At 66.7% G+C, this 25,895-nt stretch carries 27 protein-coding genes and 1 tRNA gene; 17 read left to right on the forward strand and 11 right to left on the reverse strand.

Annotated elements, in window-relative coordinates:
• Positions 1-124: 124 nt before the first annotated feature.
• A tRNA-OTHER gene (locus RBB46_RS09410) sits at positions 125-209 on the forward strand.
• A gap of 57 nt (positions 210-266) precedes the next feature.
• Here the strand turns inward: RBB46_RS09410 and RBB46_RS09415 are convergent.
• A complete protein-coding gene (locus tag RBB46_RS09415) occupies positions 267-1,733 on the reverse strand; it encodes an MFS transporter (protein ID WP_306028715.1) in 1,467 nt (488 codons plus the stop codon).
• 129 nt (positions 1,734-1,862) lie between these two features.
• On the opposite strand from RBB46_RS09415, the gene RBB46_RS09420 reads away from it, so the two are divergent.
• From RBB46_RS09420 to RBB46_RS09470, 11 genes are all read left to right on the forward strand, one after another.
• Entirely contained in the window at positions 1,863-2,477 is a 615-nt protein-coding gene (locus RBB46_RS09420) for a TetR/AcrR family transcriptional regulator (RefSeq protein ID WP_306028716.1), read from the forward strand.
• A 423-nt stretch (positions 2,478-2,900) separates the two neighbouring features.
• Positions 2,901-4,073: an ABC transporter ATP-binding protein gene (locus tag RBB46_RS09425; protein WP_306028717.1), complete on the forward strand. Its 1,173-nt coding sequence runs from the start codon at positions 2,901-2,903 to the stop codon at positions 4,071-4,073.
• Positions 4,074-4,106: 33 nt separating this feature from the next.
• On the forward strand, positions 4,107-5,243 hold the full coding sequence (locus RBB46_RS09430; protein ID WP_306028718.1) for an extracellular solute-binding protein: 1,137 nt from the start codon (positions 4,107-4,109) through the stop codon (positions 5,241-5,243).
• Positions 5,244-5,320: 77 nt separating this feature from the next.
• Positions 5,321-6,142, forward strand: coding sequence for an ABC transporter permease (locus RBB46_RS09435; RefSeq protein WP_306028719.1), 822 nt, complete (start codon positions 5,321-5,323; stop codon positions 6,140-6,142).
• Between the two features lie 77 nt (positions 6,143-6,219).
• Positions 6,220-6,993, forward strand: coding sequence for an ABC transporter permease (locus tag RBB46_RS09440; protein WP_306028757.1), 774 nt, complete (start codon positions 6,220-6,222; stop codon positions 6,991-6,993).
• Positions 6,990-8,033, forward strand: a complete 1,044-nt coding sequence (locus tag RBB46_RS09445; RefSeq protein ID WP_306028720.1) for a LacI family DNA-binding transcriptional regulator — start codon at positions 6,990-6,992, stop codon at positions 8,031-8,033. The genes RBB46_RS09440 and RBB46_RS09445 overlap by 4 nt, the downstream gene beginning before the upstream one ends.
• Before the next feature lie 94 nt (positions 8,034-8,127).
• Entirely contained in the window at positions 8,128-8,919 is a 792-nt protein-coding gene (gloB, locus tag RBB46_RS09450) for a hydroxyacylglutathione hydrolase (RefSeq protein ID WP_306028721.1), read from the forward strand.
• 22 nt (positions 8,920-8,941) lie between these two features.
• Complete coding sequence (locus RBB46_RS09455) at positions 8,942-9,388, forward strand: cupin domain-containing protein (protein WP_306028722.1); 447 nt, start codon at positions 8,942-8,944, stop codon at positions 9,386-9,388.
• A 148-nt stretch (positions 9,389-9,536) separates the two neighbouring features.
• Positions 9,537-10,757 carry an argininosuccinate synthase gene (locus RBB46_RS09460; RefSeq protein WP_306028723.1) on the forward strand — a complete coding sequence of 407 codons (1,221 nt, stop codon included), beginning with the start codon at positions 9,537-9,539 and terminating at the stop codon, positions 10,755-10,757.
• Positions 10,758-10,773: 16 nt separating this feature from the next.
• Complete coding sequence (locus RBB46_RS09465; RefSeq protein ID WP_306028724.1) at positions 10,774-11,475, forward strand: hypothetical protein; 702 nt, start codon at positions 10,774-10,776, stop codon at positions 11,473-11,475.
• Between the two features lie 81 nt (positions 11,476-11,556).
• Positions 11,557-11,955, forward strand: coding sequence for a VOC family protein (locus RBB46_RS09470; RefSeq protein WP_306028725.1), 399 nt, complete (start codon positions 11,557-11,559; stop codon positions 11,953-11,955).
• Here the strand turns inward: RBB46_RS09470 and RBB46_RS09475 are convergent.
• Both RBB46_RS09475 and RBB46_RS09480 read right to left on the reverse strand, forming a co-directional pair.
• Complete coding sequence (locus RBB46_RS09475; protein ID WP_306028726.1) at positions 11,904-12,584, reverse strand: helix-turn-helix domain-containing protein; 681 nt, start codon at positions 12,582-12,584, stop codon at positions 11,904-11,906. The two genes, RBB46_RS09470 and RBB46_RS09475, sit on opposite strands and share 52 nt — an antisense overlap.
• A 12-nt stretch (positions 12,585-12,596) precedes the next feature.
• On the reverse strand, positions 12,597-13,448 hold the full coding sequence (locus tag RBB46_RS09480; RefSeq protein WP_306028758.1) for a polyprenyl synthetase family protein: 852 nt from the start codon (positions 13,446-13,448) through the stop codon (positions 12,597-12,599).
• Positions 13,449-13,734: 286 nt separating this feature from the next.
• Between RBB46_RS09480 and mtgA the strand changes: the two genes are divergently transcribed.
• The 3 genes from mtgA (at position 13,735) to RBB46_RS09495 (ending at position 16,386) form a co-directional block, all read left to right on the forward strand.
• Positions 13,735-14,565: a monofunctional biosynthetic peptidoglycan transglycosylase gene (gene mtgA, locus RBB46_RS09485; protein WP_336623151.1), complete on the forward strand. Its 831-nt coding sequence runs from the start codon at positions 13,735-13,737 to the stop codon at positions 14,563-14,565.
• A gap of 166 nt (positions 14,566-14,731) precedes the next feature.
• Positions 14,732-14,917 (forward strand): 50S ribosomal protein L32, encoded by a 186-nt coding sequence (gene rpmF / locus RBB46_RS09490; protein ID WP_306028727.1) that lies wholly within the window; start codon positions 14,732-14,734, stop codon positions 14,915-14,917.
• Between the two features lie 257 nt (positions 14,918-15,174).
• Positions 15,175-16,386, forward strand: a complete 1,212-nt coding sequence (locus RBB46_RS09495; protein ID WP_306028728.1) for a hypothetical protein — start codon at positions 15,175-15,177, stop codon at positions 16,384-16,386.
• 102 nt (positions 16,387-16,488) lie between these two features.
• Here the strand turns inward: RBB46_RS09495 and phbB are convergent, their stop codons facing one another.
• Positions 16,489-17,217, reverse strand: a complete 729-nt coding sequence (phbB, locus tag RBB46_RS09500; RefSeq protein WP_306028729.1) for an acetoacetyl-CoA reductase — start codon at positions 17,215-17,217, stop codon at positions 16,489-16,491.
• A gap of 149 nt (positions 17,218-17,366) precedes the next feature.
• Entirely contained in the window at positions 17,367-18,548 is a 1,182-nt protein-coding gene (locus tag RBB46_RS09505) for an acetyl-CoA C-acetyltransferase (RefSeq protein ID WP_306028730.1), read from the reverse strand.
• A 610-nt stretch (positions 18,549-19,158) separates the two neighbouring features.
• Between RBB46_RS09505 and phaR the strand changes: the two genes are divergently transcribed.
• Positions 19,159-19,779, forward strand: coding sequence for a polyhydroxyalkanoate synthesis repressor PhaR (phaR, locus tag RBB46_RS09510; protein WP_306028731.1), 621 nt, complete (start codon positions 19,159-19,161; stop codon positions 19,777-19,779).
• 81 nt (positions 19,780-19,860) lie between these two features.
• Here phaR and RBB46_RS09515 read toward each other — a convergent pair whose 3' ends face one another.
• Positions 19,861-20,295 (reverse strand): heme-binding protein, encoded by a 435-nt coding sequence (locus tag RBB46_RS09515; RefSeq protein ID WP_306028732.1) that lies wholly within the window; start codon positions 20,293-20,295, stop codon positions 19,861-19,863.
• A 230-nt stretch (positions 20,296-20,525) separates the two neighbouring features.
• On the opposite strand from RBB46_RS09515, the gene ggt reads away from it, so the two are divergent.
• Positions 20,526-22,118, forward strand: coding sequence for a gamma-glutamyltransferase (gene ggt / locus RBB46_RS09520; protein WP_306028733.1), 1,593 nt, complete (start codon positions 20,526-20,528; stop codon positions 22,116-22,118).
• 96 nt (positions 22,119-22,214) lie between these two features.
• On the opposite strand, the gene RBB46_RS09525 is transcribed toward ggt, so the two are convergent.
• From RBB46_RS09525 to RBB46_RS09545, 5 genes are all read right to left on the reverse strand, one after another.
• Positions 22,215-22,550 (reverse strand): hypothetical protein, encoded by a 336-nt coding sequence (locus RBB46_RS09525; protein WP_306028734.1) that lies wholly within the window; start codon positions 22,548-22,550, stop codon positions 22,215-22,217.
• A 191-nt stretch (positions 22,551-22,741) separates the two neighbouring features.
• Positions 22,742-23,269: a GNAT family N-acetyltransferase gene (locus tag RBB46_RS09530; RefSeq protein WP_306028735.1), complete on the reverse strand. Its 528-nt coding sequence runs from the start codon at positions 23,267-23,269 to the stop codon at positions 22,742-22,744.
• A 20-nt stretch (positions 23,270-23,289) separates the two neighbouring features.
• Positions 23,290-23,718, reverse strand: a complete 429-nt coding sequence (locus RBB46_RS09535) for a hypothetical protein (RefSeq protein WP_306028736.1) — start codon at positions 23,716-23,718, stop codon at positions 23,290-23,292.
• Positions 23,719-23,939: 221 nt separating this feature from the next.
• Entirely contained in the window at positions 23,940-25,280 is a 1,341-nt protein-coding gene (locus RBB46_RS09540) for an ammonium transporter (RefSeq protein WP_306028737.1), read from the reverse strand.
• A 25-nt stretch (positions 25,281-25,305) separates the two neighbouring features.
• Positions 25,306-25,644 carry a P-II family nitrogen regulator gene (locus tag RBB46_RS09545; protein WP_306028738.1) on the reverse strand — a complete coding sequence of 113 codons (339 nt, stop codon included), beginning with the start codon at positions 25,642-25,644 and terminating at the stop codon, positions 25,306-25,308.
• Between the last annotated feature and the right edge of the window lie 251 nt (positions 25,645-25,895).

Below are 25,895 nucleotides of genomic sequence, written 5' to 3' on the forward strand. Positions count from 1 at the left end.
TTTTGAAACGGTTTTTGAAACGGTTTTGGCGTAACGAAGTGTTTAGCGGCTGCAGTTCGCCACAACCGCACGCTGTACGATAATTAATTGAATATCAAGAGAAATTTGACGATTTTTGAGATCAGTAGAGCTAACGGATAAAGCCGCGTATGGCTCGCTTTAAATTCCTAATCTGAGGGTCACAGGTTCGAATCCTGTCGGGATCACCATTTCCTCCAAGCCAGCGATTGCCAAACTGTATCCGGAACGGTCCGGCTCGAGGACCGTCATTCCGGCAGGGTGCGCGGCAACCAGAGCCAGGCAACGATACCGGCAACGAGGGTGACCAGCCCGCTCACTCCCACGACGATGTGCAGACCTGCAACGAACGCTTCCCTGGCCTGCTCGGCGACCTGCGGGGCGATGCCCGCATGATCGAGCGTTTCATCAAGCGTCCCGGCCACGCCCGGGCCAAGCAGCCGGAAACTCAGGGCGGCCAGGGATCCCAGCAGGGTTATGCCCAACGCGTTTCCCAGTTCATTGCTGGTTTCCGCGAGGGACCCGGCGGCGCCGGCGCGCTCGGGGGGAACCGCTGACACCGCGACCTCGGCAACGAGGCTGAACGACAGGCCATAGCCGATGCCTGCGACAACCGTGGAGACGATGAAGGCCGTGGCACCGGCTTCGGTACTCGTGAACAACAGCATCCACATGCCCGCGCTGATGAGCAGATATGTCGCCACAAGAGCCGCCTTGCGTCCGATCCGCTCGACGATGCGCGCCGTGCCGACGCATGTCGCCGTCAGCACGGCGGCCCCCGGCAGCGTCAGAAGCGCCGTCGTGAACACGTCGAAGCCGAGCACGGACTGCAGGTACACCCCGGACAGGTAGCTGGCGGCGGACCAGACGACCAGGGACAGGAACCCGGTCAGGATCGCGATCGAGAAGACCCGGTCACGGAACAGGTCGAGGTCCACCAATGGGTGGTCGATGCGGGTCTGCCGGCGCAGGAAAATCGAAAGGGCGAGGATGCCGACAATTCCGCCCGCCGACTGCGCCGCCGAAAAGCCCTCGGCAGCCGCCGTCTTCAGCGACCAGGTGAACAACAAGATGCCGACGAACGACGCCAGAAGGCTTGGCAGGTCGATCCGGCCATAGCTTGTCGCACGGACTTCACGCAACAGGATCGGCGCGACCAGCAGGAAGGCGAGTACGACGGGGACATTGATGAGAAAGACAGCGCCCCACTCGAATTGTCGCAGCAACATGCCGCCAATGAGCGGCCCGATGGCAAAGCCGGCCGCGAAGGTTGCGGCGAAAATGCCGATGGCGCGCGCACGCAGGCGCGCATCCGGGAACAGGGCGCTGACGATGGCAAGCGCGGCCGGCAGCAGCGTCGCGCCTCCCAGCCCCATCAGCGCCCGGGCCGCGATCAGCATCAACGGCGACTGCGACCATGCCGCGCCAAGCGACCCTGCACCGAAGATCAGCGCGCCTGCCATGATGAGCTTGAGCCGCCCGTAGCGGTCGCCGATATTGCCGAAAGCAATCAGCAGCGAACCGACCACGAAACCGTATATGTCGAGAATCCAGAGCGCCTGATCCGCCGTCGGTGTGAGCGCCGAGGTCACGTGGGGCATGGCAAGATAGAGAATGGAGCCATCCATCGCGACGAGAAGGACGAGCGGGAGCACGGCCATGAGGCCAAGCCATGCGTTTCGATGCGCGGAACCTGGAAGCGTCAAGTCTGTCATGGGGATGCAGTTCCTCTGTGTGCGGCGCGCGAGCACGCCGCATCGGCCGCCGAACGGACGCTGGCGGGATGATTGCGTTTGAAGGGGACAGTCTATATACTTCAGGTAAGTTACTAATGGTATATCGAGATGTCAAGCATGCCGAATGACCCTCAGACCGCTGTGAAGCGTGTTCGCCTGAGCCGCGGGCAGCGGTACCGCCAGCTTCTCGACGTTGCGTGGCAGCTTGCGCGGGAGGAGGGCACCGATGCCCTGACACTGCCGCGCCTGGCCGAGGAGGCCGGCGTGACCAAGCCGGTGATCTACGATCATTTCTCAACGCGCAACGGCCTGCTCACCGCGCTCTATCAGGACTTCGATGCACGTCAGACAATGGTGATCGATGCCGCGCTCGAGGCCGGCGCCCCGACCCTGGAAGCGACGGCCGGGGTCATCGCGTCTTCCTATGTCGATTGCGTGCTTGCCCAGGGGCGCGAAATCCCCGGTGTTCTCGCGGGGCTCGCCGGTTCCCCTGAACTGGAAGCGGTCAAGCAGGACTATCAGCGGGCATTCATCGAGAAGTGCCGAAGGGCGCTTGCGCCGTTCACCGGGGAGAAAGGGATACCGGGATCCAGCTTCTGGGCGATGCTCGGTGCCGCCGATGCCGTGTCGCATGCCGCCGCGCGCAGGGAAATTTCGACCGAAGAGGCAAAGGCGGAACTCAACGAGTTCATCGTTGCGATGGCCGCCAGAAGCGAGCCTTAGCGCCTGCGCAGACGGGATCCGCCGGCGGACCCGTCATCGCCACATCAAGCGGCCAAGGGCAGACGGCCGAGGCATCCGGCCAGGGCCGGCAGGCGATCCACGATAGCTGTGGCGGCACGCCATGCGCGGGTCCCCGTCCGGCCCGGACCTTGCGGAAATGGGCAAAAAGCCGGACGGATTTCCGCCGATTGCGACAAGTTTTGCAGAAATCTGCGAAAAATTGCGCGATTCTTTTTCGAAATTGCATCCGCTTTGCGCCGTCATGCGGCCGTTACACACACCCCCTATCACTCGTTCCGCGGCCGGCGCCATGGCCCGTCTCCCGTCAGGGTGTCCCCGTTTGCACGGGGCGACGGGCTTGCGCCGCTTCGCATCAACGGGGGCGTTTGCGCCTTGGCTTGCACAGCTGTGCAAAGGACGGGAATGATGCATCAGGGCTTCCTCGACATTGCCGGACTGTCCGCCGGATACGGCGCGACGCAGGTGCTCGGCGGTCTTGACCTGTCGATCGGCGAGGGGGAGTTCGTCGCCCTGCTCGGCGCCTCCGGCTGCGGCAAGACGACCCTGCTGCGCGCCATCGCCGGTTTCGCGACACCATCCGCCGGCCGCATCTCGGTTGCCGGCCAGGACGTCACCCACCGCCCGCCCGACAAACGCGGAATGGCGCTGGTGTTCCAGTCCTATGCCCTTTGGCCGCACATGAGCGTGGCGCGGAACATCGGCTACGGGCTCAAGCTGCGCGGCCGATCGAAGGCAGAGATTGCCCGCCGCGTCGGCGAGCTGGAGGAGCTGCTCGGCCTCACCGGCCTTGGCGACCGCAAGCCCGCCGCGCTCTCCGGCGGCCAACGCCAGCGCGTCGCGCTTGGCCGGGCGCTCGCCGTCGATCCGCGCATCCTGCTGCTCGACGAACCGCTTTCCAATCTCGACGCCCGCATCCGCCTCAAGGTGCGCCACGACATCTCGGCACTGCAGAAGCGCCTCGGCATCACCGCCGTTCATGTCACCCATGACCGCGAGGAGGCGATGGTGATGGCCGACCGCATCGTCATCCTCGATCGCGGCCGCATCGCCCAGCAGGGCACGCCGCAGGCGCTATACAACAGGCCGGAAACCTCCTTCGTCGCCGCCTTCATGGGCGCCGAGAACCGCATAGAGCTGAGCGCGGGGATCGAGGGCGACACAGTCGCGATCCTCGCCGGCCCGCACAATGCGCCCGCCCGCCTGCCGCGCGACGGCCGCCCCCTGTCCAGTGGTCCGCTGGAGGCGCGGTTCCGCGCCGAGGCCGCCCGGCTGCTGCCCGCCGCCGAAGGCGAAGATGTCGCGACCAGCGACGTGACAGACGAAGCGCTCGACCTCGCAGGGCGGGTGGAGACGGCCAGCTATCCCGGCGGCGCCTGGCGCCATTCGGTCCGGATCGGCGACGAGACGCTGCTCGTCGATGCCCCCGAACCCTTCGCGCAAGGAGCTGCGGTGCGCATCCGCATCCCGGCCCCCGCGCTGTTCCTCTTCGACCGGCCGGGCGAGGTGCCCGGCCCGAACGAAGGCTCCACCGGCAACGGTCCGCGCGGCCGCGCCCTGGAAGCGCTGAAGACCTGACTGACCCCGACGACCACAAAGCGGAGAACCGACATGCGGAACCTTCTTTCGGCGACCCTGGCGCTGGGCCTTGCGTCCACGCCCGTCGCAGCGGCTGAACTGACCGTCATCACGGCGGGCGACCAGAACATGGTCGATTACATCAACGAATATCTCGGCCCGCTCTTCGAGGAGCAGAACCCGGGTCACACGGTGCGCGCGGTCGGCACCGGCCCCGGCGATGCCGGCTCGCAGAAGATCGTCGAGCGTTTCGAGGCGCAGAAGCAGGCCGGCAGCGAGACCTGGGACACGGACGTTGCCGTTGCCCACGAAAAGTTCATCGGCCCGATGATCGAGGGCGGCTATCTCGCCGCCTATCGCGACAACATCGCCACCGGCAAGCTGGTCACCCGCGCCAATGCCGACATGGCGCTCGGCGCCAGGGTCAGCGGCTATGTCATGCCGATGTTCAACAGCCAGACGGCGCTCGCCTACAATCCGGCGCTCGTGCCCACCCCGCCGAAGAGCTACGCGGAACTCGCCGCCTGGGTGACGGAGAACCCGAAGCAGTTCGGCTACAACGGCATCAAGGGCGGCGCCTCCGGCGTCAGCTTCGTCATGGGCTGGATCTACGCCTTCGGCGAGGGCGACGCCGACAAGCTGATGAACGGCCCGTTCGAGGAGGCCGAGACCCAGAAATGGGATGCCGCGTTCGACAGCCTCAAGGCCTTCACCCGGAATGCCACACTCACTCCGGGCAATGCCGGCACGCTCGACCTTCTGTCGCGCGGCGAGATCGCCATCGGCCCGGTCTGGGTCGACATGTTCTACTCCTGGCAGGCCAATGGCCAGCTGCCGCCGGAATTCAAGCTGGTGCTGCCGGCGCCCGGCATGCCCGGCCAGCCGATGCACTACGTGATCCCGGAAAAGGCCGCCAACAAGGAGCTGGCGGAAAAGTTCGTCGCGCTCGCCACCAGCCCGAAAGTGCAGGCGGAAGGTATCGTCAAGCGCTTCAACTGGTATCCAGGTATCGACGCGCAGCATGTCCAGGCCGAGCTCGACGCGGACACCTGGAACAAGCTGTTCACCGACGTGACGCCGGAAGACCTCGCCAGCTATGGCAAGCCCTTCCCGATCGCGCCCTACAACACCGCGATCCTGGAGGCCTACGAGGCCAAGGCGGCGAACTGATCCGCGCCTGACCGCCATATCCGACAGACAAGGGCCGCCCGGCAGTTCCGGGCGGTCCCAGCCGGACCGACACCCCCATGCAAAGACGCCTGCCTGCCCTGCTTCTCGTCCTGCCGGCGCTGACGGTGATCCTGTTCCTGTTCGTGCTGCCGCTCGCCCTGTCGGTCGCCGGCGCCTTCGAGACGGAAACGGGGTTCGGGCTCGACAATTTCGTCAAGTCCTTCGCCCTCTACAGCTCCGACATGATTTTCACCCTGATGATCGTCGGTCTGTCGACCTGCATGATCGGCCTCGTCTCCATCGCCATCGGCGGCTACCTGACGCTTGGCGAGAACCCGCGCGCCGTCGCCATCCTGCGCTGGCTCTATCGCTGGCCGCTGTTCATACCCTTCATCGTCGTCGGCCAGGTCCTGCGCACCTTCCTCGCCAAGAACGGCCTGATGAACAACATTCTCGTCGGCGCCGGGCTGATCACGCCGCTGCAGGCGATCAGCTTCCTCGACTGGCGCGGCATCGTCATCGCCTTCGTCTGGAAGCAGACGCCCTTCGTCACGCTGCTGCTCGCCGGCGCAATGGCCTCGGTCGACCGCGGCACGATCGAGGCGGCACGCAATCTCGGCGCCTCGCGGGCGCGCATTCTGGTCGAGATCCTGGTGCCGCAGGTGGCCCGCACGCTGATGGTCGGCCTCGTGCTCTCCTTCGTCACCATGATGTCGGTGCTGTCCGTGCCGCTGATGATCAACGCCCAGTCGCCGACCATGCTGACCGCCGACATCGCCTTCCGCATCAACGCCTATGGCGATTATGGCGTTGCCAACGCGCTCGGCCTGATCTCGCTTGCCGCCACCGCTTGCGTCGCCTGGTTCTACCTGCGCCAGAGCATGAGGGATCGCGGATGAGTTCCGACACCCGTACCCTGCCCGCCACCCGTCTGCCGGCCGCCGCGCTTGCCGGCCTGTGGTGGATCCCGCGCGCCATGGCGCTCGGGCTGCTGGCCTTCGTCATCTTCGGCCCGCTCGCCAATCTGCTGCTGTGGACCCTCGCCGAGCGCTGGTACTTCCCCCACGCGCTGCCGCTCGAATACGGTTTCAGCTACTGGGCAAAGGTCTTCTCGCCGCGCGGCAATGCGATGGAATCGCTCGCCAACAGCGTTCTGGTGGCAAGCCTCACCGTGGTGCTGGCGCTGGCGCTGGCGGTTCCCGCCGGCTATGCGCTGGCCCGGTTGAAGCTTCCCTTCCGGGCGCTCATCCTGCTCGCCTTCCTGATCCCGCAGGCCTTTCCCAACCTGCCGGTCTACGTCAACATCGCCAGGCTGTTCTACCAGATCGGCCTCAACGGCACGGTCGCCGGGGTGGTGCTGGTGCATGTCACCCACGGGCTGGTCTATGCCGTGTGGATCGCGACCGCCGCCTTTGCCGCCGTCGACAGCGAACTTGAGGAAGCGGCACGTTCGCTCGGCGCCGGCGCCTTGCGCACGTTCCAGGACGTGACGCTGCCACTCGCCGCGCCCGGCCTGCTCGCCAGCGCCGTCTTCGTCTTCCTGGAATCGCTCGACGAGTTCACCGGCAGCTATTTCGTCGGCGCGCCGGACGTCAACCTGCTGCCGCTGCTGCTCTACACCGCCGGTGCCGGCGGCAATTATCAGGTTGCATCGATCACCGCGCTGTTGCTCCTTGTACCGTCCATTGCTTTCATGCTTGTCGTCGAACGGTTCCTCAAATCCGACGTGCTGTCGAAGGTCGGCCATTGAAACGCGAAAAAAGCGAGAACCCCGCCAATGCGCGCCGCTTTGTCAGCGCGCAGCAGGTGGCGAAGAGGGCCGGCGTGTCGCGTTCGGCCGTCTCTCGCGCCTTCACGCCCGGCGCCAGCATCGCGCCGGAGACGCGCGAGAAGGTGATGCGGGCAGCCCTCGAGCTCGGCTACCACGTCAATGACCTGGCGCGCGGGTTGCTCGCCAATCGCAGCCGGCTCGTCGGCCTCGTTGTCACGAAACCGGAAGTAGGCTTTCGCGCCCATCTCGTATCGGCCCTGACAAGGGCGCTGGTGCTGCGCGGCAGCGTGCCGCTGGTGATCAACACCGGCAGCATGGAGCAGGAGCTGCATGCAGCCCAGGCAGCGCTGTTCGGTTACCGCGCCGAGGCGACGATCATCCTGTCCGGCTCGCCGCCCGCCTCCTTTGTCGACCTCGCCCGGCGCAACGGCCAGCCCCTGATCATGATCGGCCGCGCCGAGACCGATTGCGACCACGTGCGGATCGACAATTCCGGCGCGGCGCGCATGGCCGCGCGCATCCTTGTCGAACGTGGCCACCGGCACCTGGCACTTGCCGGCGTCGCCGCCGCAACCCCGAGCCTGGCCGAGCGCGAGAGGGCTTTCACCCAGGAGGCCCGCGCGCTCGGCATGACGGTTGCGGCCGGACATGCGCGCGATGCCACCTATGCCGGTGGCCAGGCGGCGGCCGATGCACTCTTTGCGCGGGACGGCAGCCGGCACGAACGGCCGGACGCGGTCTTCTGCGTCAACGACCTGATGGCCATCGGCCTGATCGACCGGGCGCGCGGCCGCTTCGGCCTGCGCATTCCAGAAGATGTCGCCGTGATCGGCTTCGACGACATTCCCGAAGCCGCCTGGGACGCCTATCGGCTGACCACCTTCCGCCAGGATCCGGAGAAGATGGCCGAGGCCGCCGTCGCCCATCTGGAACGCCGCCTCGCCGACCCGGACGCGCCACCCGAACTGCTGCGCCTCGAGGCGGCCCTTGTCGAACGGGAAACGACGCGAAGCCGCTGACCCGGCCGCCAGGCCGGCCCCGGCACCTGCCATCGTCCGGCGAAAGATGCTAACCATGCCCCGACAAGACCGGCACAGCGGACGAGGACAGACGATGAGCGACACCAACCCGACCGTCGATATCCGGCAGTTTTCCTGTCTCGACGACAATTTCGGCGTGATCCTGCATCTGCCGGGCGACGACGGCGGCGCGACGATCGCCATCGACGTGCCGGACGCGGACCCGTACCTCGCCGTCCTGAAGGAAACCGGTTGGCAACTGACCCATATCTTGGTCACCCACCACCACTGGGACCACGTCCAGGGGCTTTTGAAGCTCAAGGCACAGACGGGCGCAAGAGTGATCGGCCCCGAACTGTCGCGCGAACGGATCGAGGGCCTCGACGAGGGCGTCGACGACGGCGACAGGGTCACAATCGGCGGCACCGAGTTTCACGCCATCGCGACGCCGGGGCACACGCTCGACCAGATCTCCTGGTGGGCGCCGGCGATCGGCTTCGCCCATACCGGCGACACGCTGTTCTCGCTCGGCTGCGGCCGCATCTTCGAGGGCGACCCTGCGATGATGTGGACCTCGATGGACAAGCTCTCCCGCCTGCTGCCGGACGACACGCGCATCTATTGCGGCCACGAATACACGCTCTCCAACGCCCGCTTCGCGCTTACCATCGATCCCGACAACAACGCGCTCGCCGCGCGCGCCAGCGAGGTTGAGGGACTGCGCGAAAAGGGTCTGCCCACCCTGCCGACGACCATGGCGGCGGAACGCGCCACCAACCCCTTCCTGCGTGCCGCCGACCCGGCGGTTCGTGCCAGCCTCGGTATGGCGGATGCGAGCGACGCGGAGGTCTTTGCCGAGATACGCCGCCGCAAGGACAGTTTCTGACAAGCCCAAAGAGTAAAGACGGATGATCGACGCCTCACTTTCCGCCGCCGATGTCGTCGCGCTGCTCGACCTCAGCCCCCATCCCGAGGGTGGACACTATCGCGAGACCTTCCGCGATCCTGCCACCGACGCGAACGGACGGGCGCGCTCGACCGCGATCTATTACCTGCTCGACGCCGGCGAGCTCTCGGCCTGGCACCGGGTCGATGCGGTGGAGGTCTGGCACTGGCATGCCGGCGGCCCGCTGGCGCTGACCATCTCGGAAAACGGTCATGACGCCCGCGCCCTGCATCTGGGCCCGGACCTTGCCGCGCACCAGCGCCCGCAGGGCATCGTGCCGGCCGGCGCCTGGCAGACGGCGGAGAGCCTCGGGCGCTGGACACTGGTCGGCTGCACGGTGGCGCCCGGCTTCGAGTTTGCCGGCTTCGAGATGGCGCCGAAGGGCTGGCGCCCCCGCCCGCGCGGCTGAAAACCCGCGACGAGGCAGGGTTTCCCCGCTTGCGCTCCGGCGCGCAGAAGATACAGTGCGCGCGGATTTGACCGCCCGGCAGGCCCTTCGAGAACAACCGCGCTCCTCGGGACCGCCGCAACCCGCCCAGGACTGGACAACCGACCCCATGGCTCACAAAGACATCAAGAAGGTGGTGCTCGCCTATTCCGGCGGCCTCGATACCTCGATCATCCTGAAATGGCTTCAGACCGAATATGGCTGCGAGGTGGTGACCTTCACCGCCGACCTCGGCCAGGGCGAGGAACTCGAGCCGGCACGCAAGAAGGCCGAGCTGCTTGGCATCAAGGAAATCCATATCGACGATCTGCGCGAGGAGTTCATGCGCGATTTCGTCTTTCCGATGTTCCGTGCCAACGCCGTCTATGAAGGCGTCTACCTGCTCGGCACCTCGATCGCCCGGCCGCTGATTTCCAAGCGCCTGATCGAGATCGCCCACGAGACCGGCGCCGACGCCATCGCTCATGGCGCCACCGGCAAGGGCAACGACCAGGTCCGCTTCGAGCTGTCCGCCTATGCGCTCGACCCCGACATCAAGGTGATCGCGCCCTGGCGCGACTGGACGTTCAAGTCGCGCACCGACCTGATCGACTTCGCCGAGAAGCACCAGATCCCCGTTCCCAAGGACAAGCGCGGCGAGTCGCCCTTCTCGGTCGACGCCAACATGCTGCACTCCTCCTCGGAAGGAAAGGTGCTGGAGGATCCCTGGGTCGAGCCGCCGGAATACGTGCACCAGCGCACGCTGTCGCCGATGGACGCCCCCGACGTCGCCACCGAGATCACCATCGGCTTCGACAAGGGCGATGCCGTATCGCTCAACGGCGAGGCGCTGTCGCCGGCAACGCTCTTTGCAAAGCTCAACGACTATGGCCGCGACAACGGCATCGGCCGGCTTGACCTGGTCGAGAACCGTTTCGTCGGCATGAAGTCGCGCGGCGTCTACGAGACGCCCGGCGGCACCATCCTGCTCACCGCCCACCGGGCGATGGAATCGATCACGCTCGACCGGGGTGCCTCGCATCTCAAGGACGAGCTGATGCCGCGCTACGCCGAGCTGATCTACAACGGCTTCTGGTTTTCGCCGGAGCGCGAGATGCTGCAGGCCCTGATCGACAAGAGCCAGGAAATGGTCGCTGGCGAGGTTCGCCTCAAGCTCTACAAGGGCAATGTCATCGTGGTCGGCCGGCAGTCGCCCTATTCGCTCTACTCGGAAGAACTCGTCACCTTCGAGGACGACCGCGGCGCCTACGACCAGAAGGACGCGGCCGGCTTCATCCGGTTGAACGCCCTGCGCCTCAGGACGCTCGCCAAGCGCGACCGCCTGCGCTGAACCGGCGCACCGGCCGATGAGCGGGGCGCGGGACAGGGACGGCAGGGATAATCCCGGCGCGGCCCTTGCCCGCGCCGGCTTCCGCCTGCTCGGCCATTTCGCGACGACCCCGGCCGATCGTGTGCCCGACGTCGCACAAGGCCGGCCGGCCCGCGCGCTGTTCCTCGTCGGCTCGCTCTCCGACGAACTCTTCACGCTGTTTCGCGAAAGCCCGGAAGCGGCGGACGACAGGCCCGACCCGCTCGACCGCTACACGCGGCGGGCGCTGGCCGGCATCGCCGAGGAAGCCGGGCTCGGCATCGTCTTTCCCTTCGAGGGACCGCCCTATTTTCCGTTCCAGCGCTGGGCGCTTAGGACGGGCGGCTTCTCGCCCTCGCCGATGGGGGTGCTAGCGCATCGCGAATACGGAACCTGGCTTGGCCTGCGTGCCGCGCTCCTGTCACCGCAGCCGGTCGAGGCGACCGCTTCGGCCGCCGAGCCCGGCCCTTGTGGAACCTGCCTCGACAAACCCTGTATCACCGCCTGTCCGGCCGGCGCGCTCTCCGATGCCCTGCCGCCGGCAAGCTATGACGTGCCGCGCTGCCTTGCCCATTTGAGGGCCGCGCCGGACACTGCCTGCCACACGGGATGCCTTGCCCGCCGCGCCTGCCCCTACGGGCGCGAATACGCCCAGTCGCGGGATGCGGCGGCCCTCCACATGAGAGCCTTTTTCGGCTGAACGCCACCCCGTTGACGCTTTCGTTCAAGACGGATGTGTCGGCCCGGTCCAGAAGCGGACGGCAACCAGCGGAGCACATCGATGATCTTCAGATACACCATCCTTTATGTCGAGGACGTCGCGGCAAGCCTCGACTTCTACGGCCAAGCCTTCGGCCTCGAGACAGGGTTCCTGCACGAAAGCGGCGACTATGGCGAACTCGTCACCGGGGACACCAGGCTAGCCTTCTCCTCGCGCAAGCTGATGACCTCCCTCGGCAAGTCGCCCGGTCGTGCCGATGCGAAGGCGCCGGTCTTCGAGGTCGCCTTCGAAACCGACGACGTGGCAACAGCCATCGAACGGGCAAGGCGGGCCGGGGCCAGCGTGCTGCAGGAACCGCGCGAGGAGCCCTGGGGACAGACAACCGCCTATGTGCGGGACCCGGACGGTTATCTGGTGGAAATCTGCTCGCCGGTGGCCGGCGTCGCCAATCCCGGCTGAAGCACCAGGTCGAGCCGCGCCGGATCCCGTATGAGCCGGGCCGGCGTGGCTCCAAAAAACCGCCGGAAGGCGCGCGTCATATGGGCCTGGTCGGCATAGCCGGCCACGGCCGCCGCATCCGCCAGAGACACGTCCGGCTCTCGCCCGAGCATCAGGGCGGCGCGCCGGGCACGGGCGAGCTGCAGCCAGAAGCCCGGCGCGGGCAGACTGTTGTCGCGGAACAGCCGCTGCAGCGAGCGGAGCGAGACCCCAAGCCGGGTTGCAACAGCCTGCGGGCCGGTCGCCGCGCCGCTCGCGATCCCGGTGAGCGCCTCGCCGACATCGGCCGCGCAACCGGCATGCTCCTCGAGCAGGTCCCCGACCCTGTCCGGATCATTGCTCCGCAGCCGCAACCGCGCGAGCAAGCGCGTCTCGTCGACGGCCGAGCCCGGGCGCAGGCGAAATCCTGTGAGCCGGCTGCCGGCGGCAATCCTCGCCAGATGCGGCACGGCATGCAGTTCGCTGACAAAGGCGTCGCGAACGCCTCCCGGCTCCTCGACGATGATCAGGTCGCGGCATCCGTCCGGCAGGACGAGTTCCCGCCCGTCCGTGACGGCGGCATGCTCCCAGATATCGAGAACCGGATGCACTGCCCTGCCGCCCTAGCGATCGCGCACCGCCACATATCGGGCCAGCGCGACGAGAGGGGTCGCCCGCGCGCCGAACGGCGCCAGCAGCGTTTCCGCCTCGCCAACGAGCCGTTGCAACTCGGCCCGCGTCCAGTCGGCCCCCTTCAGCGCGACAAGCGTCGCCTTGCCGGCGGCGGCGTCCTTGCCGGCCGCCTTGCCGAGCCGCGCCGCATCGCCTTCCACGTCGAGAAGATCGTCGGCAAGCTGGAAGGCAAGGCCGATGACGTCGCCGAAGCGCGTCAGCGTTTCGATGTCGCCCGCCGCCGCGCCCGCAAGCCGTGCCCCGGTGCGCGCCGCGTAGCGGATCAGCGCCCCGGTCTTCATCGCCTGCAGCAGGCGAATTTCGTCCTCGCTGCGATCGCGATGCTCGGAGGCGAGATCGAGCATCTGCCCGCCCGCCATGCCGCCGAACCCGGAGGCGCGGGCAAGGTCCCGCGAGGCGGCAAGCCGCACCGCCGCATCCGCATGGACACGCGGATCGGCGATCAGGTCGAAGGCGAGCGTCAGCAGGGCATCGCCCGCAAGAATGGCGGTTGCCTCGTCGAAAGCCTTGTGAACGGTCGGCCGGCCCCGGCGCATGTCGTCATCGTCCATGGCCGGCAGGTCGTCATGGACGAGGGAGTAGCAATGGATGCATTCCAGCGCCGCGCCCGCCAGCGCCACGCCGTCGTCATCGCGGCCGAACAGACGCGCCGCCGCTACCACCAGGGCCGGGCGCAGCCGCTTGCCGCCGCCAAGACAGGCATGGCGCATCGCCGCGATGATCCGTGCCGGGCGCGGGCTTTCCCCGTCCCCCGGCTCCTTGACGAGAACCGTCTCGAGCATCGCCTCGACCCGGGCGGCATCGCTGGCGAGCTGTCTGGCAAGCTGTGTGGCAAGATCGGCGGTCACGCTCGGGCTCCGGCTGGCTGGGAACGACAGGGCGGGGACAACGTCCCTGCCGGCTTCAGTGTCGAAAATCCGGCCGCAGGTCAACCGGGCGGATCGGCTGGCGGATCAATCCGCCGCGCACCCCGCCGCCGCAATCGGGTCCGGCGAGTTGTGCGCTCCCGCGACTGCCTGTATTCACCACAAGGGCGTGCTGTGCAGGTCCCGTGGACGGAAACCGGGAGTGCAGGGCGCAGATGTGGCCGGGGAGCGTGCGAGCCGCGATGGCGAAACATTCGAGGATCATGACGCGGCGCCCGCTGCAGGTGCCCTGCCGATGAGGGGCGGCAAGCGGGACGGCCCCGGGAACGAGGGCAAGGGCGGACATGCGTCCCTGGCACGGCGAGTGCGCCGCTGGGTGCTGCGGGCACTGCTGGCGCTGCTACTGCTGCCGCCGGTGCTCACCCTGCTCTATGCGGTCGTGCCGCCGGTCAGCACCCTGATGCTCGGCCGCTACGTCAGCGGCCTGTGGGTGGAGCGGACCTATGTGCGCCTCGACGCGATCTCCCCGCATCTCGTTCGCTCGGTGATCGCCTCGGAGGATGCCCGCTTCTGCGAGCACAACGGCATCGACTGGGAGGCGCTCGACAAACAGATCGAGGCGCTCAATGATGGCGACAATCCGCGCGGCGCCTCGACGCTGACCATGCAGGTGGCCAAGAACCTGTTCCTGTGGAACGACCGGGACTATATCCGCAAGGCCATGGAGCTGCCGCTGGCGCTGATGCTCGACGCCATGCTGACCAAGCGCCGGCTGCTGGAAATCTATCTCAACATCGCCGAATGGGGCGAGGGGGTGTTCGGCGCGGAGGCCGCCGCGCAGTCCTGGTTCGGCAAGCCTGCCGCCGATCTCAGCCGCACGGAAGCCGCGCGCCTTGCCACCGCGCTGCCCAATCCGCTGGCCCGCAATCCGGCCCGGCCGCGCCCCGGCCACGATCGCCTGGCGCGCATCAACCGGGGCCGGGCCTCCGCCATCGACGCCCATCTCGGCTGCCTGCCGGGTTTCGGCTCGTGAGGAACGAAAAGATTCGCCGCGCGCGCACCAAATTTTTTGCCATTCGGGCTGGCAAAGCGGCGCAAGGTTCGGTATAAGCCCGCCATTCCTGCACACCGTGCGGACCCACGCCCCGGGCTGACCCGGTCCGGGTTCCGATGGTTATTGCACGACGGAGAGAAGAACAATGGCCGTTCCGAAGAGAAAAACCTCGCGCATGAAGCGCGGCGCGCGTCGCTCCACGGACGCCCTGAGGCAGCCGACTTATGTCGAGGACAAGGATTCGGGCGAGCTTCGCCGCCCGCATCACGTCGATCTGAAGACCGGCATGTACCGGGGCCGTCAGATCCTGGCGCCGAAGGACGACGTCTGAGCGTGATGTCGCGGCCCTCACGGGCCTGACGTCGCACGCGGCGACAAGCATGCGAATTGAAAGGGCCGGCGCGCAAGCACCGGCCCTTTTTCCGTTCGAAATCGGTCCCATGCCTGCAACGAGCGGCTGTGCCCGAGATCATTTGCAAGGCCGCGACCATCACGCCTTGCAGGCCACGTACAGCTCCGGCTACCTACGCGGACAGATTTGTGCGTGTCACACCTGACCACGGGACCATCGCAGCTTGCAGGATGCGCATGGACGACAAGAAAAGTGAAACGCCGGCGATCCGCAAGCGCCGGGTCGTCTACGTACCGGGCTACGACCTGCGCCGACCCGAGGCATCCCATGCCCTGCTCACGAACGAGCTGAGCCGTTTCCGCGAGCTGCGGTCGGTGCCGGGAGCATTCTCCGGTTTGATGCCAGCCGCTGGATCCGGGGAAGCTTCCGTCGACTGGACCGGCGAGATCGACTGGCCGGAAGGCAGGGTGACGACGCATTTCTCGCTGCTGGGCTGGCGGGACCTGGGCCGGAGGGACTTCAAGCGCCCCCTCCCGGTGGTCATTGCCGAGGCGGTGCGCACGTTCATCCTGTTCGCCGCCGCCGGCGGCTACGCCGAGCGCATGCGGCACAACTGGGCGAACGGTCTTTTCTTTCTTTATCCGGTGCTCGCGCTGTTCGTGTTTCTGATCGCCTCGATCGTTCCGCCGCTGTTCTTTCCCTTGCTTCTTCCCGGAACCGGTCCTGCCCATGCCCTCGCGAGCATTGCAGCGGGCCTGATCTGGATGGTCTTGCTCTACCGGCTGACCATCCATGTGGAGCGCTGGACCTATGTCTGGTACCTGATCCACGACTGGTATTCGATCAGGCGCCTGGCGCGAAACGAAGACCCGCAGATGACGGCGCGCATCGCCGAGTTCGCCGAACGGATCATCGGGATCGCCGCCAGATGCGAGCCGGACGAGGAGCTTGTGCTTGTCGCCCACAGTTCCGGAACATTCGTCATGCTCTACACGCTGCAGGAGGTGCTGAGGCGCGTACCCGATTTCGGCGCAACGCAGGATCGCCTCACGGTCCTGACAATGGGTTCGGCCTTTGCCTATGTCGGCGGTTTCGGAGCGCATAGAGGGTTCGGCGCCGCCGTGGCGAGCGTGGCCGAGGCGAAACATCTCGACTGGACGGACGTCTACGCGCCGCACGATCTGCTCTGCTGCGGGAGGACCACGCCGGTGGCGACCTATACGCCCCATCTGGCTCCCCGTGTCCGGGAGCCGAGACGTTTCAGCGCAAGGGTGCCGGACCGGATGACGGCGGAGCGCTATCGCCATCTGCGCTACCGCTTCTTCAAGCTGCATTTCTGCTATTTCCTGGCATCCGAGCGACCGGATCTCTTCGATTTCTACCGCCTCACCCTTGGCCCCCTGCCGGCCGGCAGGCAACTGCGCCGCTGGGCAAGGTCGCTTCCCTGACAACGGAGGCCGAATGCCGGCATCCTCGGCACAAAAAAGGGCTCCCGGCCTGGCCGGGAGCCCCGATGGCAAGACATTGTGGCCGCGCAGGCCGCGCCTGCCTCAGCCGTTGGCGTAATACTGGCCGCCATTGATGGTCAGCACCGCGCCGGTCATGAAGGCCGCCTGCTTCGAGGCGAGGTAGGCGACCGCGGCAGCGATCTCTTCCGCCTGGCCCAGTCGCCCGACCGGAATGCCGGCAATGATCCCTTCCAGCACCTTCTCCGGCACGGCCGCGACCATGTCGGTGTCGATATAGCCGGGGCAGATGGCATTGACCGTGATGCCCTTGCGGGCGTTTTCCGAGGCCAGCGCCTTGGTGAAGCCGATAACGCCGGCCTTGGCCGCCGAATAGTTGGTCTGGCCGAGCTGGCCCTTCTGGCCGTTGATCGAGGAGATGTTGACGATCCGGCCGTGGCCGCGCTCGCGCATCCCGTCGATCACCGGGCGGGTCATGGTGAACATGGAATCGAGATTGGTGCGGATCACCGCCGACCACTGCTCGTAGTCCATCTTGTGGAACCAGCCGTCGCGGGTGATGCCGGCATTGTTGACGAGCACCTCGACCGCGCCGAGATCCGACACGACCTGGGTGACGCCTTCCTGGCAGGCGGCGGCATCGGCCACATCCCACTTGTAGACATGGATGCCGGTCTCGGCCTTGAAAGCCTCGGCCTTCTCGGTGTTGCCCGCATAGGTCGCCGCGACCGTATAGCCGGCGTCCTTCAGGCCCTTCGAGATCGCCGCGCCGATGCCCCGGGTGCCGCCTGTCACGATTGCCACATTGCTCATGCATTTCCTCCCGCGTGTTGCAGGCCGCCGATGCCTCTGGCGGCGGCCCGTTCTTCCGGTATGCGATGGATCATGGCAGTCCGGTCGTCTCCCGCCATGATCCCTGTCAACAAGATCCGGCCCCTCCGAGCCGGACCGGCACTACGCGATCAGCGCTCGACGCAGAGCGCCACGCCCATGCCGCCGCCGATGCAAAGCGTCGCAAGACCCTTCTTCACGTCGCGGCGCGCCATCTCGTGCAGAAGGGTGACCAGAACGCGGGCGCCCGAGGCGCCGATCGGATGGCCGATGGCAATGGCGCCGCCATTGACATTGACGATATCCGGGTTCCAGCCCATGTCCTTGTTGACCGCGCAGGCCTGGGCGGCGAAGGCCTCGTTGGCTTCCACCAGGCCGAGGTCCTCGACCTTCCAGCCGGCCTTGTCGAGCGCCTTGCGCGAGGCCGGGATCGGACCCGAGCCCATGATCGTCGGATCGACGCCGGCGGTTGCCCAGGAGGCCACCCGGGCCAGCGGCGTCAGGCCGCGCCTGGCGGCTTCCGCGGCACTCATCACCACCAGCGCGGCGGCACCGTCATTGATGCCCGAGGCATTGCCGGCGGTCACGGTGCCCTCCTTGGCAAAGGCCGGACGCAGCTTCGCCATGCCGTCGAGGCTGGCGCCGTGGCGGATATATTCGTCCTCCTCGACGACGCGTTCGCCCTTGCGCTCCTTGATGGTGAAGGGCGTGATCTCGTCCTTGAAGCGGCCGGCCTTCTGGGCGGCTTCCGCCTTGTTCTGCGAGGCGACGGCGAACTGGTCCTGCTGGTCGCGCGAGATCTGCCACTTCTCGGCGACGTTTTCCGCCGTCTGGCCCATGTGGTAGCCGTTGAAGGCGTCCCACAATCCGTCCTTGATCATCGTGTCGATCATCTTGTAGTCGCCCATCTTGTAGCCGGCGCGCATATGGGCGCAGTGCGGCGACAGCGACATGTTCTCCTGGCCTCCGGCAACGACCACCGAGGCATCGCCGGCCGCGATCTGCTGCATGGCGATGGCGACGGTGCGCAGCCCGGACCCGCAGACCTGGTTCAGCACCCAGGCGGTGGCACTGTCGGGAATGCCGGCGAGGATGGCGGCCTGGCGGGCCGGGTTCTGGCCCTGGCCGGCGGTGAGGACCTGGCCGAAGACGACCTCATCCACATCGGCGGGCGCGACGGAGGCGCGCTCCAGCGCGGAGCGGATGACGGCCGCGCCGAGTTCGTGGGCGGGGGTATTGGCGAAGGCTCCGTTGAAGGACCCGACTGCGCTGCGTGTGGCGCTGACAATGACGACGTCGGTGGCTGCGCTCATTTCATGATCTCCCGAGACTATCCGGACCTCCCGTGGCGCGCGTCCCCTCTTTTGTGGTTGGCGTCACGCGCGCGCTTTCCCCCGAACTAGAGACGCCCGCGCGGCCGTAGTCAACCGGAACCCCTAGAGGCAGGGCCCATTAAATTGGCGAACATGGTCGGAGCGAATTTCTACGGAGGCGAGGAGCAGCACCAAAGGAAGGCTGAGGCCGTTCAAGGACTTGCGATGCTGAGCTCCCGTGCAAATTCGCCCGCTCCGAAGGACGTTCGATCCGACGGCGACCTGCGGCATCAAAGCTCTCGACCGGAGTGCCGACCCCGCTCTCCGGGCTTTTCCTGGTGTCGCTTGTCATGTCAAACGCCGTTTTCGTCAATTTGATGGGCCCTGAGCCCTCGCGGCACCGGGCAAGACGGGCGCGCGGCGGATCATTCTTTCGTCGGGGCGGGGGCTACACGAGCGCCGTCGACAAAACGGTGGTGCGCCCGGCCACGATTGGCTTATCGTGCAGTGCAGGAGACGTCGCGGGCGCGCTTGCAATGCGCGCGCGTCGCTGGGAGGAAAGACGCACCGGGCCCTGAACGGTGCGCAAAGCCGGGATCCGAAAACCGACATGGCAAAGACGACCGAGCCGACGATCATCAAGAAATACGCCAACCGCCGCCTCTACAACACCGGTACCAGCACCTATGTGACGCTGGAAGACCTCGCCCTGATGGTCAAGGCCGAAGAGGATTTCGTGGTCTTCGACGCCAAGAGCGGCGACGAGATCACCCGCTCGGTGCTCACCCAGATCATCTTCGAGCAGGAAAACAAGGGGCAGAACCTGCTGCCGATCACGTTCCTGCGCCAGCTCATCCGCTTTTACGGCGACAGCATGCAGAACGTGGTGCCGAGCTATCTCGACTTCTCCATCTCCTCGCTCACCAGGGAGCAGGACCGGATGCGCGAGCAGATGTCCAATGCCCTGGGTTCCACCGCCTTCGACGTGATCGAGGACCAGGTCAAGCGCAACGCCGAGATATTCGATCGGGCGATGCGCATGTTCCTGCCCTTCGGCACGGGCAAGGAAGGCGAAGGCGAGGAGGGGCAGGCCGGACAGCAGGCACGCTCCGCCGATCCGGCAAAGGGATCGGCCGCGGCGAGCGCCGACGACCTCGATGCGCTGAAGCGGCAGCTCGCCGACATGCAGAAGAAGATCGATTCCATCGCCGACGGCGGCGGCAAGGGCTGAGCAGGCGGGCGGACGCCGTCACCGGCGCCCGCTGCAAGGTTGATCGGTCGAGATTCCCGGCAACGAGCCGGGCCGCGAGGCTCAGCCCTGGTCCGGCGTCAGGCCGATCGCCTCGATGCCGGCAATCGCGCAGGCCTCGTCATTGTCGGACGTGTCGCCGCTGATACCGACCGCACCGAGGATCTCCCCGCCCTTGGCCTCGCGGATCAGAACGCCGCCGGGCACCGGCACGATGGCCCCTCCGGCCGCCCCGTTCAGCGCCTGCACGAAATGCGGTCGTGTCTTGGCGTTGTCGTCGAGCCAGCGCGAGCCGGCGCCCACGGCAACGGCGCCGAAGGCCTTTCCGCTGGCCACTTGCGGACGCAGGATCGAGGAGCCGTCCTGGCGCGACAGCGCCACCAGATGGCCGCCCGCGTCGAGCACGGCGACGGTGAGCGGCTTGAGGGACAGTTCCGCCCCCCTGGCGAAGGCGGAGGCGATGATCTTTTCCGCCTGGGCAAGAGTGAGTTTGCTCATTGCGATATGGTCTCCCGGTCGGCTTTCGGTACTGTTCCGTGAACTGGCTATCAGCGTCCCGGTTGCCAACCAACGGACAAAAACGATAATCACTCATTCTGATGCGGAAACAATAGGTCCCGCCACCTTCCGTCCCGGCTTCCCCATCGCCCGGACAACCCGTCACCTCCCGCCCTCGCGGCCCGTTCACGCCCTCGCCGGCCCGCCGCCAACAAGAAGGAAGGCCCATCATGCGCGATTTCCACGCTCCCGGACGCTCGACCGCCTATGCGCCCAACGCGATGGCCGCAACGTCCCATCCGCTGGCCAGCGCCGCCGCGCTTGAAGTGCTGCAGGGCGGCGGCAATGCGGTCGACGCGGCGGTTGCCGCCGCCGCGGTGCTTGCCGTGGTCGAACCGCAGATGACCGGCATCGGAGGCGACTGTTTCGCCATCGTCGCGAAGCCCGACGGCACGATTTCCGGCATCAACGGTTCCGGCCCCGCGCCCAAGGCCGCCACTCCGGCGCGGCTTGCGGAACTCGGCGTGACCGCGATCGACCCGCACGGCCCGCATGCGGTCACCGTGCCCGGTGCCGTGCGCGCCTGGCAGGACCTCCTCGCCTCCCATGGCCGGCGAACCCTGGCCGACGTCCTCAAGCGCGCGATCTCCTATGCCCGCGACGGCTATGCGCTCGCCCCGCGCGTTGCCCATGACTGGGCCCGCAACAAGGAGAAGCTTTCCGCCGATGCCGGCGCGGCCGCCGAGTATCTCGTCGATGGCGAGGTGCCCAAGGCGGGAGCCGTGATGCGCCATGCAGCCCTTGCCCGCACGCTGGAGAAGATCGCCTCCGAGGGCGCATCCGCCTTCTACGAGGGCGAGGTGGCGCGCGACATCGTCGACACGCTGGCCGCCAAAGGCGGGCTGATGACGCTCGACGACCTGGCCGGCATGACCACACTGCCGATGACGCCGGTGAGCCGCAACTATCGCGGCCTCGACGTGGTCGAGCTGCCGCCCAACGGCCAGGGTTTCATCGCGCTGGTCATGCTCGGCCTGCTGGAGCGCTTCGACCTTGCCCCGCTCAACCCGATCGGCGCCGAGCGCTTCCACCTGGAACTCGAGGCCGGACGGATCGCCTATTCCGTGCGCGACCTGTTCCTCGCCGATCCGGCGCATATGGACCATGGCCCCGACACGTTCCTGGCCGACAGCTATCTCGACAAGCTCGCCGCCCGCATGTCACCGACGGCGCGCATGACCGACATCCCGCCGGCCCTGCTCGGCCCCTCCTCGGACACCGTCTACCTGTCCGTTGTCGATGCCGACGGCATGGCCGTGTCGCTGATCAACTCGGTCTACAAGGATTTCGGGTCGGGCATCTGCGCACCGAAAAGCGGCGTGCTGCTGCAGAATCGCGGCGCCTGTTTCCGTCTGCAACCGGGCCATCCCAACTGCATCGACGGCGGCAAGCGCCCCTTGCACACGATCATTCCCGCGATGGTGATGAAGGAGGGGCGTCCGTTCCTCTCCTTCGGCGTGATGGGCGGCGGCTACCAGCCCTGCGGCCATGCGCATGTGCTGACCAACATGGTCGACTTCGGCATGGATCCGCAGCAGGCGATCGACGCGCCGCGCATGTTCTTCGACGAGACGACCCATGTGCTGCAGGCCGAGCGCTGGGTACCCGAGGGAACCGTGGCGGGCCTGCGCGCGCTTGGCCACAAGGTCACGCCGTCGAACGAACCGATCGGCGGCGCCCAGGCGATCCTCATCGACCGGGCAAGCGGCATGCTCATCGGCGGGTCCGACCCGCGCAAGGACGGCTGCGCCATCGGCTACTGAGATCCCGCGTCCCTGCTGAAACGAAAAACCCCGCGCGGCAACCTGCCGGGCGGGGTTTTCATTTGCGAAACCGGTGGTCTGCGCAGCCGCCTGGCCTCAGCGGCTGACGGCGAGGATGCGACCGGCGGGCAGGATGCGCGGCTGACGCTCGGCGGTCCGGTAGGCGTCGATCGCCTCGGCCGGCGCGGCCCGGCGGCGCGCCCGCGTCTGCGGCAGATGCTCGCGCGTCGCGATCAGCTGGGCGATGAAACCCGCATTCGGCCGGTGAAATCCGTAGAAGCGGTCGGTCCTGACCGACGCGACCGGATCGACGGCGACGATTTCACGGGTGAGGGACGCGTCGACCTGCGCTGCCGCGCCGGTCTCGGTGCGGGCGCTGCGCCGTGTCTCTCCCGGTCCCCTCGCGGGACGGTATCCCTGTTCGATCCGCATTCTCGCCTCCCCGGCGTGCCAATTCGGGACATTGGCTTTCTTGCCGTAGAATTTAGCGCAAATGCCGTGCCAGCAGGTAAGGTTTTGTTAACTTTTGGGTGAAGAACGGCCGAAAAGCCCGGTTTTCCACGGTTTCCAGGGTGGCAATGCATGGGGATGGCGGACCAGTGGGGGCAGGCCCCGCCCGTCCTTCACGCCCGGGTGCTGTGAAAATCGTCCCGGGTCATGACAAAAGAGATGTAGCCGGCCTCGGCAGGGACAACGGCATCGCGCTGCATGCCGATCTTTTCCGCGACCCGGATCGAGCCGGCATTGCCGGGATTGATCTCGGCAATGATCCGCGAAAGCAGGAGCGTGTTGAAGGCGTGGGCAACAATCGGGCAGGCGGCCTCCGATGCATAACCATGGCCCCAGGCAGCGCGCGCCAGCCGCCAGCCGATCTCGATCCCCGGTTCCTCGCCGTCGAGGGGGAGCAGCAGGATCCAGCCGAGGAAGCGATCCGGCGCGGCGCGCGCGGCGATCGACCAGTAGCCGAGCCCCGCTCCCCAGTCGCGCAGCATGCGGGCCCGCACGAAGGCCTCATGCGCCTTCGGATCGGCCCAGGGACCGGCGACGAACCGCGTCACCTCAGGGTCGCGGTCCATGGCGAGGCAGGCACCGAGATCGGCGATTGTCCGCGGCCGCAGGAAAAGTCGCTCGGTCGAGAAGTCCGGCAACATGGCGAAAGCCGTCCGGTGGTTCAGCGCAGGTGATCGCCGTTGGAAACGCCGAAGTCGCGGCGTGCGCCGGTGATGGTGATCGAGAAGCCGGCGATGACATCGACCAGCGTCACGCACATCAGGATGAAGAACACCGAGGTCGCGGCCTCGCGCACGGTCAGGAATTCCACCAGATAGGCGATGAACACCAGCGTCGACAGGATGTGGTCGGTGAGCGCGACGACGCCGGTGCGGGTAGCCTTGAGCAATTCGACGAAGAGCAGCGCAAGTCCGGCGATGATCATCAGGTCGCCGATCACCAGCGTGAAGCGGGCACCGGAAACAAGCTCCAGCGTCAGCACCGGCGCTTGCCACGGATCCCCGCCTGCATCGCCGAGCAGAGAGAAGGCCAGGATGTTGTAGACGAGAAGCGGCGCCACGGTGAGCGGGATGGAGACGATCAGCGGCATGCCATGGTCCTTGCGTTCTGCCCCGGGAACCTGACGGGCGGGATCGGAAATGTCCGGACGCCCGGGCAGAGCGTACCTCCCGAAGCGGAGTGCAGGATGCCGCCTCGCGGGGCAAACGGCAATGGCCGTCGGCACGTAAAAAAAGCCCGGGGACGAACCCCGGGCTTCAAGGTGCAGCCGCCGATCACGACGACTGCTTCGGGAGACTTTGCCGGCCGGGCTCAGACGCGCTGGCTGCCCTGGCCGAATTCCGGATAGGCCTCGACGCCCACCTCGACCTTGTCGAGGCCGAGCGCCTCTTCCTCCGGCGTGACGCGGATGCCGATGGTCGACTTCAGCACCAGCCACACAACCATGCTGGCGACGAAGGTGAAGACGCCATAGGCGACGATGCCGATGATCTGCACGCCATAGGTCGCGTCGGAGTTCGACAGCGGCACGATCAGCGTGCCCCAGATGCCGGCCACCAGGTGAACCGGGATGGCGCCGACGACGTCGTCGATCTTCAGCTTGTCGAGCAGCGGCACGGTGAAGACGACGATCACGCCGCCGACGGCGCCGATGAAGACCGCCTGCCACACGGACGGTGCCAGCGGCTCGGCGGTGATCGACACCAGGCCGGCCAGCGCGCCGTTGAGCGCCATGGTCACGTCGACCTTCTTGTACATGATCTGGGTGAGGATCACTGCGACCACGACGCCGGCTGCCGCCGCCATGTTGGTGTTGGCGAAGATCCGCGAGACGTCGCTGACGTCGCCGATCGTCCCCATGGCGAGCTGCGAGGCACCGTTGAAGCCGAACCAGCCGAGCCACAGGATGAACGTGCCGAGCGTGGCCAGCGGCATGGAGGAACCGGGCATCGGATGCACGCCGTTGGCCGTATACTTGCCGGTGCGCGCGCCGAGCACCAGGGCACCTGCAAGTGCCGCCCAGCCGCCGACCGAATGCACCAGGGTGGAGCCGGCAAAGTCGGAGAAGCCCATGCCGTCAAGCCAGCCGGCACCCCACTCCCAGGAACCGGCGATCGGATAGATGATGCCGGTCAGGATAACCGTGAAGATGAGAAACGGCCACAGCTTGATGCGCTCGGCCAGGGTGCCCGAGACGATCGACGCCGTGGTGGCGCAGAACACCATCTGGAAGAACCAGTCGGAGGCCGTCGAGTAGCCGGTGTCGAGGGCATTGCCGCCGACCGCGTCGAAGGCATAGGGACCGACGGAGCCCATGTAGCCGCCGTCGACGCCCGTGTACATGAGATTGTAGCCGGTGATCCAGAACATCAGGCCGGCGATCGAGTAGAGCGTGATGTTCTTCAGGCACTGCATCGACACGTTCTTGGAACGCACCATGCCGGCCTCAAGCATGGCAAAGCCTGCCGCCATCCACATGACCAGGAAGCCGCCGACAAGAAACAGCAGCGTGTTGAAGATATAGGCCGTCTCGGAGGCGAGCGCGTATTGCGGCGCCTCGGCCGCTGCGGTCGTGTCCTGGGCGAGAGCCGCACCGGTCGCCGCGAGAAGCGCAAGCGAAGCCGTTCCGGCGATCTTGAAACGAGTATTCATCGGGGTTTCCTCTGCTCGGAATGGATCAAAGCGCGGTGGCGTCGGTTTCGCCGGTACGGATGCGCTGAACCTGGTCGAGCGCGTAGACGAAGATCTTGCCGTCACCGATCTGGCCGGTCTTGGCAGCGCCGGCGATGGCCTCGACCACCTTGTCGGCAAGCTCGGAGGCCACGGCGACCTCGATCTTCAGTTTCGGCAGGAAGCTGACGGCATATTCGGTGCCACGATAGATTTCCGTGTGTCCCTTCTGCCGGCCGTAGCCCTTGACCTCGGTCACGGTCAGCCCCTGGACGCCGAGGCTCGTGAGGGCGTCGCGCACCTCGTCGAGCTTGAACGGCTTGATGATCGCCATCACGATTTTCATGCTCGCTTCCGTTCCTTTCCCTGTTTCGCTTTCACCGGCCCGCCGCGCACACGCGTCGGTCAGCCGCTGCTGGCTTGTGCCGGCGGACCCCGACGGCGGTGATGCCGCGCAAACGACCGGTCCGGTTAACGCCGGGTTACAGGTATCAAGGAGCGTGCCAACTCGTGTTGCGTCGCGAAAAGCGTCGCCAAGGCTCTCAAGGCAGGCTGAATTAAAGCAACAAAAACAACGGATTGAGCACAATATCCGGA

The organism is Stappia sp. MMSF_3263, from assembly GCF_030733745.1.
GTDB lineage: Bacteria > Pseudomonadota > Alphaproteobacteria > Rhizobiales > Stappiaceae > Stappia.